Genomic DNA, 14,487 nt, shown 5'->3' with positions numbered 1-14,487 from the left:
AGTCAGTTGACGCACTCGTGGCAATGACTTCAGCGACCTGACAGATGCACCCCACCACAGGAGGAATCACCATGGCACGTGCCGTCGGAATCGACCTCGGCACGACGAACTCCGTCGTCGCCGTCCTGGAGGGCGGAGAGCCCACCGTCATCGCCAACGCCGAGGGCGCCCGCACGACCCCGTCGGTCGTCGCGTTCGCCAAGGACGGCGAGGTCCTGGCCGGCGAGGTCGCCAAGCGCCAGGGCGTCACCAACGTCGACCGCACGATCCGTTCCGTCAAGCGCCACATGGGCACCGACTGGAGCACCGAGATCGACGGCAAGACGTTCAACCCCCAGCAGATCAGCGCCTTCGTGCTGCAGAAGCTCAAGCGCGACGCCGAGGCCTACCTCGGTGAGTCGGTCACCGACGCGGTCATCACCGTGCCGGCCTACTTCAACGACCACCAGCGCCAGGCCACCAAGGAGGCCGGCGAGATCGCCGGCATGAACGTCAGCCGCATCATCAACGAGCCCACAGCGGCTGCCCTGGCGTACGGCCTGGACAAGGGCGAGGACCAGACCATCCTCGTCTTCGACCTCGGCGGCGGCACGTTCGACGTGTCCCTGCTGGAGATCGGCGAGGGCGTCATCGAGGTCAAGGCCACCAGCGGTGACAACCACCTCGGTGGTGACGACTGGGACGAGGCCGTCGTCAGCTGGATCGTCTCGACGTTCAAGTCCAAGACCGGCGTCGACCTGACGAAGGACAAGATGGCGATGCCGCGCATCCGCGAGGCCGCCGAGCGCGCCAAGATCGAGCTCTCCAGCTCCTCGAGCACCAGCATCAACCTGCCCTACATCACGGTGCAGGACGGCAGTCCCGTCTTCCTCGACGAGACCCTGTCGCGCAGCGAGTTCGAGAAGATCACGGCCGACCTGCTGGAGCGCACCAAGGCGCCGTTCCACAACGTCATCAAGGACGCCGGTGTCAGCGTCGACGCGATCGACCACGTGGTCATGGTCGGCGGCTCCACCCGCATGCCCGCCGTCACCGAGCTGGTCAAGCAGCTCACCGGCGGCAAGGACCCCAACAAGGGCGTCAACCCCGACGAGGTCGTCGCGATCGGCGCGAGCCTGCAGGCCGGCGTCCTCAAGGGCGAGGTCAAGGACGTGCTCCTGCTCGACGTCACCCCGCTGAGCCTGGGCATCGAGACCAAGGGCGGCGTGATGACCAAGCTCATCGAGCGCAACACGACCATCCCGACCAAGCGCTCGGAGGTCTTCACCACGGCCGACGACAACCAGCCGTCCGTGGCGATCCAGGTCTACCAGGGCGAGCGGGAGATGGCCTCGGGCAACCAGCTGCTGGCCACGTTCGAGCTCACCGGGCTGCCGCCCGCGCCGCGCGGTGTGCCGCAGATCGAGGTCACCTTCGACATCGACGCCAACGGCATCGTCAACGTCTCTGCCAAGGATCGTGGCACCGGCAAGGAGCAGTCGATGACGATCACCGGCGGCTCGGCCCTGTCCAAGGACGACATCGACACGATGGTCAAGGACGCCGAGAAGTACGCCGAGGAGGACCGCAAGCGTCGCGAGTCCGTCGAGACACGCAACCAGGCCGAGGCCCTCGTCCACACCACCGAGAAGTTCATCGGCGAGAACGGCGACAAGGTGGGCGACGACGTCAAGGCCGAGGTGCAGGGCGACGTCGACGCGCTCAAGTCCGCGCTCGAGGGCGAGGACAACGAGGCCATCGAGGCGGCCGTCGCCAAGCTCGGTGAGTCCAGCTCCAAGATGGGCGAGGCGATGTACGCCGCGGCCGCCGCGGAGCAGGAGGCCGCCGGCGACGCGGGTGCCGCGCCCGGTGAGGACGCCGGCGGCAGCGACGACGACGTCGTCGACGCCGAGATCGTCGACGAGGAGTCCGACGACTCCGACGAGGAGAAGAAGTGACGGCGGGCCCCTTCGATACGCCTCCCCGTTCCTCCTCGCCAGGAGAGAGCGAGCCTCGGGAGGCTACTCAGGACAAGCCAGCAGCCGAGGCGGAGGAGTCCGCCGAGGCTGCCGGCCCGCCGGCCGACCAGCCGGTGAGTGAGCCGATGGTCGAGGGCGAGGCTGCCGACGCAGACGGCGGTGAGCCGTCGTTGGAGCAGCAGCTCCTGGAGCGCACGGCCGACCTGCAGCGGGTCCACGCGGAGTACCAGAACTACCGCAAGCGCGTGGAGCGTGACCGGGCCGTCTCCCGCGCCCAGGGCGCGTCGTCGGTGCTCAAGTCGTTGCTGACCGTGCTCGACGACATCGGTCGGGCCGAGCAGCACGGCGAGCTCGAGGGGGGCTTCAAGGCCGTCGCCGACGCGCTGCGCCAGACGGTTGCCGCCCAGGGCCTGGAGTCCTTCGGCGCCGAGGGCGACGTGTTCGACCCACGGCTGCACGAGGCGCTCTTCCAGGTGGGCGAGTCGCCCGACATCGATGCGACGACGGTCGGCACGGTCATCCGCACCGGCTACCGCGTTGGCGAGGAGGTCATCCGCGACGCCCAGGTGGGCGTCCTGGCCCCCGCCAGCACCGACCCGGAGCAGGCGGACGAGCAGCCAGCAGAGGAGTAGCACCACACGGTGGTCGACACCGATGAACCGAACCGCCACAGGAAGGGGTGAGAGCGATGAGCGCGAGCGACTGGTCCACGAAGGACTTCTACGCGACGCTCGGCGTGGCCAAGACCGCGTCGGCGGCCGACATCAAGAAGGCCTATCGCACGCTCGCCCGTGACAACCACCCCGACTCCAACCCGGGCAACAAGGCCGCCGAGGACCGCTTCAAGGAGGTCTCGGAGGCCTACGCCGTGCTCTCCAACGCCGACAAGCGCAAGGAGTACGACGAGCAGCGCACGCTGTTCGGCCAGTTCAAGGGTGGCGGCTTCGGTGGGGGCCAGCCCGGTGGCGGCGCGCCCGGCCAGCCCGGCGGCCCCGGGGTCGACTTCGACCTCGGCGACCTGCTGGGCGGCATCTTCGGTGGCGGGGGCGCTCGGGGTCGTGCCCGCGGCCGTCAGTCGGCGGGGCGTCGCGGTGACGACCTGGAGACCGAGGCCACGATCACCTTCCAGCAGTCGGTGGACGGCGCCACCCTGCCGCTGCGGATGACCAGCGACGAGGCCTGCGTGACGTGCCACGGCACCGGCGCCAAGCCGGGCACGGTGCCGCAGGTGTGCACCAAGTGCCAGGGCAGCGGCATGCAGACGGGCGCCTCCGGAGGCGTGTTCGCCATGACCGAGCCGTGCGACAAGTGTCGCGGCCGAGGCCTCGTCGTGGAGCACCCGTGCGAGACGTGCCGGGGCTCAGGCCGGTCCCCGTCGAGCCGGACGCTGCAGGTACGGGTGCCGCCGGGCGTCAAGGACGGCCAACGGATCAGGCTCAAGGGCAAGGGTGGAGGCGGCAGTGGGGGTGCCCCCGACGGCGACCTCTACCTGGTCGTGCACGTCGAGGCGCACTCGCTGTTCGGTCGCAAGGGCGACCACCTCACGATCACGGTGCCGGTGGCCTTCGACGAGGCGGCGATCGGTGCCCAGATCCAGGTGCCGACGCTGGACGGTGCACCGGTCCGGCTCAAGATCCCGGCCGGTACTCCGAGTGGTCGGACCTTTCGGGTCAAGGCCAAGGGCGGCACCACCAAGACCGGTGGCCGTGGCGACCTGCTCGTCACCGTCGACGTCCAGGTGCCGACCGAGCTGAGCGACGCCCAGAGGGCGGCCGTCGAGGCGCTGCGCGAGGCGCGCGGTGGCATCGATCCCCGCGCGGGGCTCTTCGGGGCGGTGAGCTGACGTGCCCGTGGAGTTCACGCCTCCGGGGCCGGAGGCCAAGGTGTTCGTGATCAGCGTGGCCGCCGAGCTGTCCGGACTGCACCCGCAGACGCTGCGGACCTACGACCGCCTCGGCATCGTCGCGGCCGGCCGCACCGGTGGTGGCGGGCGCCGCTACTCCCTGCGCGACGTCGAGCTGCTGCGCACCGTCGCCCGGCTGACCGCGGAGGGCCTCGGTCTGGAGGGCGTCCGGCGCGTCATCGAGCTGGAGACCCAGGTCGCGGCACTGCAGCAGCGGGTCGCTGAGCTGCAGGCCGAGCTGGCCACCGCCCACCAGGCGCTGGGCACGGTGCAGAACCTTCCGGTCCTGGCGGCACAGAGCCACCTGACCCTCTGGCGTCGCCCCCGCCGCTGAGCCCGCTCACCTCGAGGCGTCCTCGGCCAACCGCCGGAGCCTGTCGATGCGGCTGTCGTCGGCCCCGAGCAGCTCGGCCAGCCACGCCTGCACCTCGTCCACGTCGACCGTGCCGCGCTGCAGCATGGCCTCGATGTCGACCCAGTCCTTGGCCCGGTCGAAGAGCGCCTTGAGGATCGTGAGGTCGGTCGCCGTCACGATGGCGAGCTCGACCCCGCCGAGGGTGACCCGCTCGGCTCGCGCGTTGAGCTGGTGGTGGAAGGTCGGGTGGGCAGGAAGGAAGAGGTCGATCGGGGTCCCGTCCTGCGTCGCCTGTCCCCGGTCGGGCCAGAACAGTCGCACCTGCTCGGTGCGCCGGAGCTCGGCGCCGGCGCCGGGATGCACGACGACCTGCTCGGGCAGCGCGGCCAGGAGCGCATCGATGCGAGTGGGGTCGGCGGCGACGTTGAGGTCGATGTCGTTGGTGAACCGGGGAGCAGCGTGGAAGGCCAGCGCGATGCCCCCGCCGACGGCGTGCTCGAACCCGGCGTCGTCCAGGTGGACGTGCAGGTCGCGCAGCTTGGAGAGCAGACTGCTGGTCAGCCTGTCAGACACGCGCCATCCCCTTCCAGACGTGGCGGAGGTCGGGCAGCGGGTCGCGCGGCTGAGGCGGAAAGAGCTCGCCCAGCTCGAGCACCTCGACGAAGGCCGACGGTACCGGGGTGGGCAGGGGTGTGGTGCTGATCTCCAGGCGACGTCCGGCCGCTTCGGCGATGCGGTCCAGCTGCGCCACGGAGGGCTGCTTGCGCCCCTTGAGGTAGTCATCGAGCAGGGCGCGACTGAGACCCGCCGCCCGGCACAGGGCGGACTTGGAGAGCCCGCTCTGCAGGAGCAGGCTGGCGAGCAGGGAGGGTGCGGGCACGGATCTATCGTACTCTTTCGAGTACATCGGTGCGAGCCTTGCTCCGGTGGTCGGGCCGCCACCGACGATGTGTGCACCGGCGTTAGGTTGGCCGTTCGGGGTCGAGGTGACGGGAGCAACGGATGGTGGACGCGATGCTGCAGGACCTGTTCGACGACGTCGTGGAGCGCAACGCGGGTGAGGATGAGTTCCACCAGGCGGTGCGGGAGGTCTTCGACAGCCTCGCGCTGGTGGTGCGCCGGCATCCCGAGTACGCGGAGGCGTCCATCATCCGACGGATCTGCGAGCCCGAGCGGCAGATCATCTTCCGGGTGCCGTGGGTCGACGACGCCGGTGAGGTCCGGATCAACCGCGGCTTCCGGGTGGAGTTCAACTCCGCACTCGGTCCGTTCAAGGGCGGGCTGCGGTTCCACCCGAGCGTCTACCTCGGCATCGTCAAGTTCCTGGGCTTCGAGCAGACCTTCAAGAACGCGCTGACCGGCCTGCCCATCGGCGGCGGCAAGGGCGGCAGCGACTTCGACCCCAAGGGCTGCTCCGACGGCGAGGTCATGCGCTTCTGCCAGTCCTTCATGACCGAGCTCTACCGCCACATCGGCGAGTACACCGACGTCCCCGCCGGTGACACCGGCGTCGGGGGCCGCGAGATCGGCTACCTCTTCGGCCAGTACAAGCGCATCACCAACCGCTACGAGTCCGGGGTGCTGACCGGCAAGGGCCTGGGCTGGGGCGGCTCGCAGGTGCGTACCGAGGCCACCGGGTACGGCCTGGCCTTCTTCGTGCAGGAGATGCTCACGGCCGACGGCGCCTCCTTCGACGGCACGCGCGTGGTCGTCTCCGGGTCGGGCAACGTGGCGATCCACGCGATCGAGAAGGTGCACCAGCTCGGCGGCACGGTCGTGGCCTGCTCGGACTCCTCCGGCTACGTCGTCGACGAGCAGGGCATCGACCTCGCGCTGCTGCGGGAGGTCAAGGAGGTGGAGCGGGGACGCATCGCCGACTACGCCGAGCGTCGTGACGGCGCCGAGCTGGGCAGGGACGGCTCGATCTGGGACGTCTCGTGCGACGTTGCTCTGCCGTGCGCCACGCAGAACGAGCTCGACGCCGACGCTGCCACCCGCCTGGCCAAGGCAGGGTGCCGCGTCGTGGCGGAGGGCGCCAACATGCCCACGACGCCCGAGGCGGTCGACCTGCTGCAGGAGGCCGGCGTGCGGTACGGCCCCGGCAAGGCGGCCAACGCCGGCGGGGTGGCCACGAGTGCGCTGGAGATGCAGCAGAACGCCTCGCGCGCGTCGTGGACCTTCGAGGAGACCGAGGAGCGACTCGAGCGCATCATGCGCGACATCCACTCCCTGTGCCTGACGACCGCCGACGAGTACGACCTGCCCGGCAACTACGCGGACGGAGCCAACATCGCCGGCTTCACGCAGGTCGCCGACGCCATGCTCGCCCTCGGCGTCGTCTGAGGGTCCGCGGGACCACTCACCAGGCGAGGTCGACCTCGACGGTCGGACGGTGCGACGCGAAGGCGCGCGTAGTCCTCGTCGCGGTGCGGTGGTACCGGGGAAGGTGCGTGCGTGAGCGCATCGAGGGCCCGTCGGGAAGCTGCCAGTGGTGGCCGCCGCCGGCGTCGAACGCAGTGCGGAGCTGTCCCCTGGTCTTGAAGCCGTGATGTCGTCGGCACAGGTGGACCAGGTTGCGGCCGGTGGTGGGACCACCGCGGGAGTGGGGGACGACGTGGTCGGTGTCGCAGCTGGCAGCAGGAGCGTTGCAGGTGGGGAAGGCGCACACGCCGTCGATGAGGACGAGCGCCCGCTCGAGCCGGGCGGAGGGGAACCGGCCGAGCTCCGTGGTGTCCAGGACCCCGCCGAGCGGATCGGTGACCAGACGGCTGAAGAGCGTGTCCGTCATGGTGGCGAGCTCACGGACGAGCGCGGGATCGAGTGCGAGTCGGCCGTCGACGCTGGCGCCGGGCTCGTGACCGAGGCCCAGGAGGGTATCGGCCGGGACGGTCACGCCGATGTGAAAGGCGCCGCGGCCCACGGGGACCATGCCGTCGCGGCCGAGGAGCCGGTCGACCAGCACGTCCGCGCGCGCTTGGTCGAGGGTGCGTCCATCGGTCTCGCCGGCTCGCCCGGTGCGGGCGAGCTTGGCCGCGATGGTCAGCTCCCGTTCCAGCAGCAGGGCCTCGGCGGCGGGAATGAGCGCGTGCATCATGGCCATGGCGTCGTCGCCGTGACTGAACCAGATGCCCCGCTGCTCCCGGGCCTCGGCCCGGCGTCGGGCGGCGTGCTCCGGCTCCAGCCGCAGGATCCGGCGGCGCAACCACTGACGCAGCTGGGTGGGGGTGTGGGTCTCGGCATACGCGACGACGTGCTCGTCGAGCGAAGAGACCGAGGTGTCCTCGTGCAGCCGCCACGCGGCGCCGGCGATGAGACGGACCCGGTAGGCGCAGAGCCGACCCTCGCGGAGGGCTGCGTCCACGCAAGGGCAACTGGTGCTGGACGGTGGCGGCGACGTGCACGCGCGACTGGACCGCGGAGACCGACGTCTGCAGAGTCAGGGCGAGCTCGTCCATGGCGAGCTGCGCGGCATCCTCGGCCGCAGCGGGGCTCCCGCCGGCGGCCACGACGTCACTGCGCCGTGCCTCGACGACCTCGAGCATCGCCGCCGAGGTTCGAGCCGCGGAGACGTTCTCCGTCCGCGCGGCGCTGGCCACGCGATCGAGGAGAGCGTCTCGTCCGGTCATACAATCGATCATAGCAGCGATTGTGAGCAGAGTCCATGCCCCGGTCGAGCGAATGTCGCATGCCGGGCCCGGTGGCCCCGCGGCGTGATGGGATCGTCGGACGTCCCCCCGCAGCCATGCCGCCGCAGCGCACCGACCCCGAGGACCCGATGCCGACGATCCAGATCACCGAGGAGTTCGGTCGCGCCCTGGACGTCCTCGACGCCGGGCAGCACCTCTTCCTCACCGGCAAGGCGGGGACCGGCAAGTCCACGCTGATCAGGCACTTCATGGCCTCCACCGAACGGCGGGTGGTGGTGGCAGCGCCGACGGGCATCGCGGCGCTCAACGTCGACGGCTACACGATCCACCGGTTGTTCGGCTTCCGCGCCACGACGACGCTGCAGGACGTGCGCGACGGGGACTACCGGCCGGGTCGGTTCACGCGCAGCATCAAGGGCCTGCAGACGCTCGTCGTCGACGAGGCGTCGATGGTGCGCGCCGACGTCCTGGACATGGTGGAGGCGGCGCTGCGTCGCTACGGGCCTCGGCCCGGTGAGCCGTTCGGTGGCGTGCAGGTGGTGCTCGTCGGTGACCTGCTCCAGCTGCCACCGGTCGTGGAGGACGGTGCTGCGGAGTTCTTCGCCACCCACTACGCGACGCCCTACTTCTTCTCCGCGCACAGCTTCGACACTGTGCCAGCTGGTGAGGGGCACTTCGCGACGGTCGCGCTCACGACCGTCTTCCGCCAGCTCGGCGACGCGCGGCTGACGCACCTGCTCAACGCGGTGCGCGACGGCGTCCTGCTCGCCGAGTCCATGGCCGAGCTGAACAGCCGCGTCGACCCGGACTTCGAGCCGCCGACCGACGAGCTGTGGCTGACCCTCGCGCCGTCCAACACCATCGTCACCGCCCGCAACCGCCAACGGCTCGACGCGCTGCCCGGTGAGACGACGGTGCACGAGGCGACGCACAGCGGCGACGTCTCCGGCTTCGACCCGCCCACCGACGCCACGCTGCGTTTCAAGCCCGGCGCGCAGGTCATGATGCTCACCAACGACGGAGCCGAGCGGTGGGTGAACGGCACGCTCGGGCGCATCCTCGACGTCGAGGTCGACGAGGGCGAGCCGCTCGTCACGGTCGAGCTGGCGGGCGGTGGTGTCGTCGAGGTGGGTCCGCACCTGTGGGAGGTCACCCGGCCGGTGGCCGACGGCGGCACGCTGCGACGCGAGGTGGTGGGCACCTACCGGCAGCTGCCGTTCAAGCTGGCGTGGGCGATCACCATCCACAAGAGCCAGGGTCAGACGCTGGACCGGCTCGTCGTCGACCTCACCGGCGGGGTCTTTGCCACCGGGCAGGTATACGTGGCGCTGAGCCGGGCGACGTCGATGGACGGGCTGGTGCTCAAGCGCCCGGTGGAGCCGCGGCACCTGCGCACGGACCGGCGGGTCCTGCGGTTCCTGCACGCGGCCACGCTCGGCACCGCACCGGCACGGCACTGTGCGCTGGGCGTCTCCCACGTGGGCGACGAAGGCACGTTCTCCCGGCCGCGACCGGTGGAGATCGCCGTGGCCTTCGACGACGGCTCGTCGGTGAGCACGCTCGTGAACCCCGAGCGCGACCTCGCCGACGCTCGCTCGGCCTACGGCATCGGCGCCGACGACGTCCTGCTGGCTCCGACGCTGCCGGAGGCGTGGGCGGTGCTCGCGCCGCTGCTGGAGGGCTGGACGCCGGTCGGGGTCGGGGTGGACGAGCTGCTCGGGACGGTCGACTTCGAGCTCAAGCGGTTGCGTGTGGTGGTGCCGATGCCGCTCGGCATCGACGTCCCGACCCGGCTGCTCGACGTCGAGGAGAGGGCCGGACTGGCCTCGTCGCGTGCGGTGGTGCGGGCGAGGTCGGCGTTGGCGGCCTTCGAGCGGCTGCGGGAGGCGCAGGATCTCGGCGTGGGCACCCCGTTCGAGGCGGCCGAGGGTCTGCAGGAGCCCAGCGTCCTGCTGGGTCGCGACCGCGACCTTCTCGTTCCCTCCACGGACCGGCTGCCCACCCTCGCGGCGCTCGTCACGGCCGGTGACGCCGTCGGCGCGCTCCTGCTGGACGGCACGCGCGTGAGGCCGGGCGAGCATCCGTCGCCCCTGGTGGCGCGGGCCGTGACGTCACGCCTGGCGAACGTCGCCACCAAGGCGTCCCGCCTGTCGCCGGAGCTGGTGGAGCGGTTGCGTCGGGTGGAGTCCTACGTGGGCGAGCGGTTCGTCGATGACGTTCTGGCTGCGATGGCGGCCGGGAGCGTGAGCGTCGAGGAGGTGTTCGTGCCCGGGGCGCGAGTCTGCTTCACCGGCACGGCGCTCTCCCCGGCGGGACGGCTGCTCGAGCGGGAGGAGATGGAGGCGATCGCGGCGAGGAGCGGGCTCGCTCCCGTGAAGACGGTGACCAAGACCCGCTGTGACGTGCTTGTCGTCGCCGAGGCCGGCACTCAGTCGGGCAAGGCCCGCAAGGCCCGCCAGTACGACAAGCCCGTCCTGACCGCCGAGGAGTTCCTCACCTGGGCGGGTAGGGAGTAGAGCATCGCGGGCCCCTACGTCAGTCGTCGAGACCGATCCTCTGCAGTAGGTCGGGATCGCGACGCTGTCGTGCCGCGAACACCAGTCGGTCATCGACCTTTTCGTCGTGATGGGCGATGAGGTGACGCATGCGGCCGATGGAGTAGCGGATCATCCAGCACCGGATTCACTCCTGACCGGGCGAGGCGCATGATATACACGCTACGTGTACGATAGGTGTATGTCGAAAGTGCGAACCAACATCGAGATCGAGGACAGCTTCCTTCGAACGATCATGGACCGCTATGGGATCCACACCAAGACCGAGGCCGTTGACCTGGCGTTGCGACATCTCGCTGGGCAGCCGATGACGCGCGAGCAGGCGCTGGCGATGCGGGGCGCCGGTGCGATGGATGAGGTCCCGTTCGATGCCGCTCCCCGTGGCGCGGCGTGATCCTGGCCGACACCTCGGCTTGGGTCGAGTACGACAGCGCCACGGGCAGCGCAGCGGACCAACGCCTTGCCGAGCTGATTGACACCGCCGGGCCGCTGATGGTCACTGAGCCGGTGCTGATGGAGGTGCTGGCCGGGGCACGCAGCGACGCGCGGGAGAACGATCTGCGGCGCTTGCTGCTGCGCTTCGAGCTCGTTCCCTTTGATCCGGTGGCCGATTTCGACGCCGCCGCGCGGATCTACCGTCGGTGTCGACAAGCCGGGGTCACACCTCGTGGCTTGGTCGACTGCGCGATCGTGGCCGTTGCGTTTCGTTGCGGAACAGCGCTGCTTTCCTGGGACCTCGACATGGATCGTGTCGCTCAGGTCATCGGAATCGAGATGGATGGCGCATCGCTTCGAGCATGAACTCAGCAGCGGGCTGGGCAGCATGAGTGAAGGAGAAGTGTGATCATGCCGCGGCGCACCACCTGGCGTCCGCATGCCTGCGAGCTCGTGGGTGAAGCCTCACTCGGGTCCGACATGACGCTGCGGTAGTCCAGGTCGGAGCCGGGGTTGTCGTCGCCCCGAGCCGCTGAGTCGAACACCGCCGGCTCGGGCAGACCGGCTTCGATGACGAAGTCAGCATCGGCGCGCAGTCCACGGCGACGCCTGGCGCTCGGATCGTCCGTGTGGTGTGGTCAGGCGCCGAGCAGTGCAAGGGGGACGACGACTACCCCGTCGCGACGCCGGTAGGCCTGACGGCCGGTGGTGAGGACCAGTAGATCCACGACCTGGTCCGGGAGCTGGTCGCGGAGCCACAGCAGGTGGCGGACATCGCCGTCGTGGACGGACGCGGCGAGCTTCACCTCGATGCCGAGCACCTGTCCGTCGGGTCCTTCGACCACGAGGTCGACCTCGTGGTCCCCGTTGCGGGTGCGGAGGTGCCCGACGCGTGCCTCGGCGGCCTGCGCGGCGACGCGGACGCCGAGGGCGGCGAGTGACTCGAACAGTGGCCCGGCCATGGCGGCGCCGGACGCGCTGGCCAGCGCCGGTGCGGACAGGTTGAGGAGGCGGGCCGCCAGGGCCGGGTCGGCCAGCTGGTGCTTGGGCGCCTGCTGCAGCCTTGCGATGGGGTTGCGGCTCGGGCTCCAGCCGGGCACTGGGTCGAGCAGCCAGAGCCGGGAGAGCTGGTCGCGGTAGGTGATGGTGGTGGTCTTGGCCGGCTGCGAGCCGTCGCCGGACGTGGTGGCGTCGAGGATGCGTGAGTAGGACGTGGTGGTGGAGGTGGCGGCGGCGTAGGCGGCGAGCCAGCGGCGCAGGGTCTCCGGTCGACGCACGGCGAAGCCGAGGTCCGGCAGGTCGCGATCGATGACTCGCTGAAGGTAGGCATCGAGCAGGCCACGTCGGAGGCGATCGGGCTGTCCGTGAATCCCGGGGAAGCCGCTCCTCTCGATGGCACGCAGGTAGTCCCCCGCTGTCAGCGAGGTGCTGCCGTCGATCATTCCTGCAGTGCCGGCGAGCAGGGCCTGCAGGCTGACCGTCGGTGTGGCCAGCTCGCGTTCGTGCAGGGCAAGGGGCCGCATGCGCAGCGAGAGGATGCGCCCGGCTCCGCTGTGGGTGTCCACCCCCGGGCCGGGGCTGGCGCTGCCGGTGAGCAGAAAGCGTCCGGGTGGGGCTCCTTCGTCGACCCGACGCCGCACCGAGTCCCAGGTCTCCGGCAGTCGCTGCCACTCGTCGAGCAGGAGCGTCCCGGCGGGGGCGTCGCGGAACTCCGGGTCGGCCTCGAGCAGCGAGCGCTGTGCCGGGTCGTCCAGCTGCCAGCTCGCGGTCGCACGCCGCGACGCCGTGGCGGTCTTGCCGACGCCCTTGGGTCCGTCGAGCGCAATGGCCGGTGCGAGGTCGAGGAGATCGTCCAACTCGATGTCTACTGTCCGAGCAACGTACGTCATGAATGTACGCTACCCTCGGCAGGACATATACGCTACCTTGAGCAGGCACTTGACGCTTCCTTCTGCCGCATCACCCCGTCCGGTCCCCGTGTAGACAGCGTGGTGCTCGTGCGGGTGAACATGCGCGGATCACGGCGCGAGGAGGCGGTCGGCGAGTCGGCCCATGATGCTGATCGTCTCAGTTCCTGCTCGATCACCCGCGTGTTGTGATCGAGGTCGGCCCACCCGCACCAGCCTCTCCACAAAGTCCGGTTGGCGTGGCCGGCGGCATCGCTGAGCAGCTCGTCCCGCTCCTGCGTCCATGCCTGCTCTGCGCGGGCGAGCACCTCGTCGGGTGGGGAGGTGGCGTCGATGAAGTACCGCAGCGGAGTGAGCCAGGCCGTGGGCTCAGACGGCCCGGCGGTGAGAGCGCCCGTCACGGATGCGGTGTCGAAACGGGCGTCGACCTGTCCGGCGCTGCGCTTCACCCTGCGCCCTGTCCAGCGACGGAACCGCTCTGCCGTGAGTCCGTCGCACTCGCACAGTCGGTGGAGTTGCGTCAGTGTCTCTGTGGCCTCGACGATCGTGGCATCCTGCTGCCGCTGGTGTTCAGCGCCGAAGGTGCTGTCACTGGCCCGGGGCCACCAGCTGGAGCGCGGTCGGGAGAGTCCCAGCTCCTCGTGCAGCTCCGTGGTGAGGACGCGGATCTGCTCGTCGATGTCGTGGCGGCGACGGTTCAGCCGCACGCGCCAGCGCCACAGAGCGATGTCGAGTGCCTTGTGGGTGGCGGTGACGGCGGCGAGGGTAGCCGTCTGACGCTGCTGCAGGTGGTCGGTGGTCCGCATGGTCTCCTGGCGACGCCACTCGGCCAGCGCCCGGCGCCGTCGGGAGGTGAGCCGCACGAGCACGAAGCCGCTGATCGACACGATGGCGGCAGTCCAGCCGAGCCATGCACCCACGTCGACGTCGATCCAGTGGGGACGGCGATCGAGTACCCAGTGAGCGCCCGGCGCTCCCAGGACCCACCAGGTGGCCGCCACGCTGAGCAGGCCGAGAGAAGAGAGGACGACTCGGACGAGGCCGGTGGCCGCGCGGGGCACGGATGCCGCACCAGCGAGCAGCTGTGCGACGTGGCGCCAGCGCCGTGCGCCAGGTCGTTCAGCCTCACACAGTCCCGGTTCACCAGCGCGAGACTGCCATGGAGTGAAGATCCTGGTGAGCCGACGGATCATCGTGACTCCTCGCGTCCACGTGGCGTGCTGGGTGGCGAGGGTGCGCAGGCGGTCTGTGCCCGCGCCCTGCGCCGCGCGGCTGAAGGTGTGGTCGATGAACCGCGAGGCCGCGTCGCAGCAGAGGAAGACGGTGAGCGCGAGCACTCCCAGGCCGACGATGATGAGCACAGTCCCCAGCACCCATGTCGTCAGGGCGACCTCCAGGGCGGACCCGCTCTCCGCCATCCGACCGTGGCCCCATCGGTAGGGCGTGGTCACAACATCGAGCAACCTCTCCACGCGCCGCACACCTCCCTGTCTTACCGTCGGTGACGCTGTCCGGAGCGATCGCCGATCACGTCACGTCTTCACCATGCCGGGCAGCACTGACACTCCCGGTCAGTTCGACGTCTCGAACGGGTACGTCTCTCGGACCTCAGGAGGGCGACTGGTCACGTGAGCAGGGCGGAGTTGCGCCGTGACCCGCTGGCCGCCAGTGGGTGATGGTGGCGGGGGGGTGGGAGCGAGTGCTCCTGGCCCGTCGGCGGATGGATC

At 70.2% G+C, this 14,487-nt stretch carries 13 protein-coding genes; 8 read left to right on the top strand and 5 right to left on the bottom strand.

What is annotated here, in order from left to right:
- Nucleotides 1-71 precede the first annotated feature (71 nt).
- The 4 genes from dnaK (at nt 72) to ACHAAC_RS08145 (ending at nt 4,195) form a co-directional block, all read left to right on the top strand.
- Complete coding sequence (gene dnaK / locus ACHAAC_RS08160; RefSeq protein ID WP_435715628.1) at nt 72-1,937, top strand: molecular chaperone DnaK; 1,866 nt, start codon at nt 72-74, stop codon at nt 1,935-1,937.
- A 134-nt stretch (nt 1,938-2,071) separates the two neighbouring features.
- Nucleotides 2,072-2,590, top strand: a complete 519-nt coding sequence (grpE, locus tag ACHAAC_RS08155) for a nucleotide exchange factor GrpE (RefSeq protein WP_435715627.1) — start codon at nt 2,072-2,074, stop codon at nt 2,588-2,590.
- A 56-nt stretch (nt 2,591-2,646) separates the two neighbouring features.
- Nucleotides 2,647-3,801: a molecular chaperone DnaJ gene (dnaJ, locus tag ACHAAC_RS08150; protein ID WP_435715626.1), complete on the top strand. Its 1,155-nt coding sequence runs from the start codon at nt 2,647-2,649 to the stop codon at nt 3,799-3,801.
- A gap of 1 nt (nt 3,802) precedes the next feature.
- Nucleotides 3,803-4,195, top strand: coding sequence for a heat shock protein transcriptional repressor HspR (locus ACHAAC_RS08145; protein WP_435715625.1), 393 nt, complete (start codon nt 3,803-3,805; stop codon nt 4,193-4,195).
- A 6-nt stretch (nt 4,196-4,201) separates the two neighbouring features.
- Here the strand turns inward: ACHAAC_RS08145 and ACHAAC_RS08140 are convergent, their stop codons facing one another.
- On the bottom strand, nt 4,202-4,789 hold the full coding sequence (locus tag ACHAAC_RS08140) for a nucleotidyl transferase AbiEii/AbiGii toxin family protein (RefSeq protein WP_435715624.1): 588 nt from the start codon (nt 4,787-4,789) through the stop codon (nt 4,202-4,204).
- On the bottom strand, nt 4,782-5,096 hold the full coding sequence (locus ACHAAC_RS08135) for a helix-turn-helix domain-containing protein (RefSeq protein ID WP_435715623.1): 315 nt from the start codon (nt 5,094-5,096) through the stop codon (nt 4,782-4,784). Before ACHAAC_RS08135 ends, ACHAAC_RS08140 begins: the two co-directional genes overlap by 8 nt.
- 125 nt (nt 5,097-5,221) lie before the next feature.
- Here ACHAAC_RS08135 and gdhA point away from each other — a divergent pair, with 125 nt between their 5' ends.
- Nucleotides 5,222-6,559 (top strand): NADP-specific glutamate dehydrogenase, encoded by a 1,338-nt coding sequence (gene gdhA, locus ACHAAC_RS08130; protein WP_435715970.1) that lies wholly within the window; start codon nt 5,222-5,224, stop codon nt 6,557-6,559.
- A gap of 16 nt (nt 6,560-6,575) precedes the next feature.
- Here the strand turns inward: gdhA and ACHAAC_RS08125 are convergent, their stop codons facing one another.
- A complete protein-coding gene (locus ACHAAC_RS08125) occupies nt 6,576-7,577 on the bottom strand; it encodes a DUF222 domain-containing protein (protein ID WP_435715622.1) in 1,002 nt (333 codons plus the stop codon).
- A gap of 381 nt (nt 7,578-7,958) precedes the next feature.
- Here ACHAAC_RS08125 and ACHAAC_RS08120 point away from each other — a divergent pair, with 381 nt between their 5' ends.
- From ACHAAC_RS08120 to vapC, 3 genes are all read left to right on the top strand, one after another.
- A complete protein-coding gene (locus ACHAAC_RS08120; RefSeq protein ID WP_435715621.1) occupies nt 7,959-10,379 on the top strand; it encodes an AAA family ATPase in 2,421 nt (806 codons plus the stop codon).
- 220 nt (nt 10,380-10,599) lie between these two features.
- Nucleotides 10,600-10,812: a type II toxin-antitoxin system VapB family antitoxin gene (locus tag ACHAAC_RS08115; RefSeq protein ID WP_435715620.1), complete on the top strand. Its 213-nt coding sequence runs from the start codon at nt 10,600-10,602 to the stop codon at nt 10,810-10,812.
- Nucleotides 10,809-11,219 (top strand): type II toxin-antitoxin system VapC family toxin, encoded by a 411-nt coding sequence (gene vapC, locus ACHAAC_RS08110; protein WP_435715619.1) that lies wholly within the window; start codon nt 10,809-10,811, stop codon nt 11,217-11,219. The genes ACHAAC_RS08115 and vapC overlap by 4 nt, the downstream gene beginning before the upstream one ends.
- 272 nt (nt 11,220-11,491) lie before the next feature.
- Here vapC and ACHAAC_RS08105 read toward each other — a convergent pair whose 3' ends face one another.
- Entirely contained in the window at nt 11,492-12,742 is a 1,251-nt protein-coding gene (locus tag ACHAAC_RS08105) for an ATP-binding protein (RefSeq protein ID WP_435715618.1), read from the bottom strand.
- Between the two features lie 32 nt (nt 12,743-12,774).
- The gene (locus ACHAAC_RS08100; RefSeq protein ID WP_435715617.1) at nt 12,775-14,211 is read right to left on the bottom strand and encodes a hypothetical protein; all 1,437 of its coding nucleotides are present in this window, start codon (nt 14,209-14,211) and stop codon (nt 12,775-12,777) included.
- Between the last annotated feature and the right edge of the window lie 276 nt (nt 14,212-14,487).

The organism is Aeromicrobium sp. CF4.19, assembly GCF_051262555.1.
Taxonomy (GTDB): domain Bacteria; phylum Actinomycetota; class Actinomycetes; order Propionibacteriales; family Nocardioidaceae; genus Aeromicrobium.
Note: the sequence above shows the minus strand (reverse complement) of the source record. Positions and strands in the feature narration are given on the sequence as shown.

Bases quoted from the DNA above. Each gene is read 5' to 3' on its own strand.
- dnaK (WP_435715628.1), top strand. From the start codon at position 72: ATGGCACGTGCCGTCGGAATCGACCTCGGCACGACGAACTCCGTCGTC.
- dnaJ (WP_435715626.1), top strand. From the start codon at position 2,647: ATGAGCGCGAGCGACTGGTCCACGAAGGACTTCTACGCGACGCTCGGC.
- ACHAAC_RS08120 (WP_435715621.1), top strand. From the start codon at position 7,959: ATGCCGCCGCAGCGCACCGACCCCGAGGACCCGATGCCGACGATCCAG.
- ACHAAC_RS08105 (WP_435715618.1), bottom strand. From the start codon at position 12,742: ATGACGTACGTTGCTCGGACAGTAGACATCGAGTTGGACGATCTCCTC.
- ACHAAC_RS08115 (WP_435715620.1), top strand. From the start codon at position 10,600: ATGTCGAAAGTGCGAACCAACATCGAGATCGAGGACAGCTTCCTTCGA.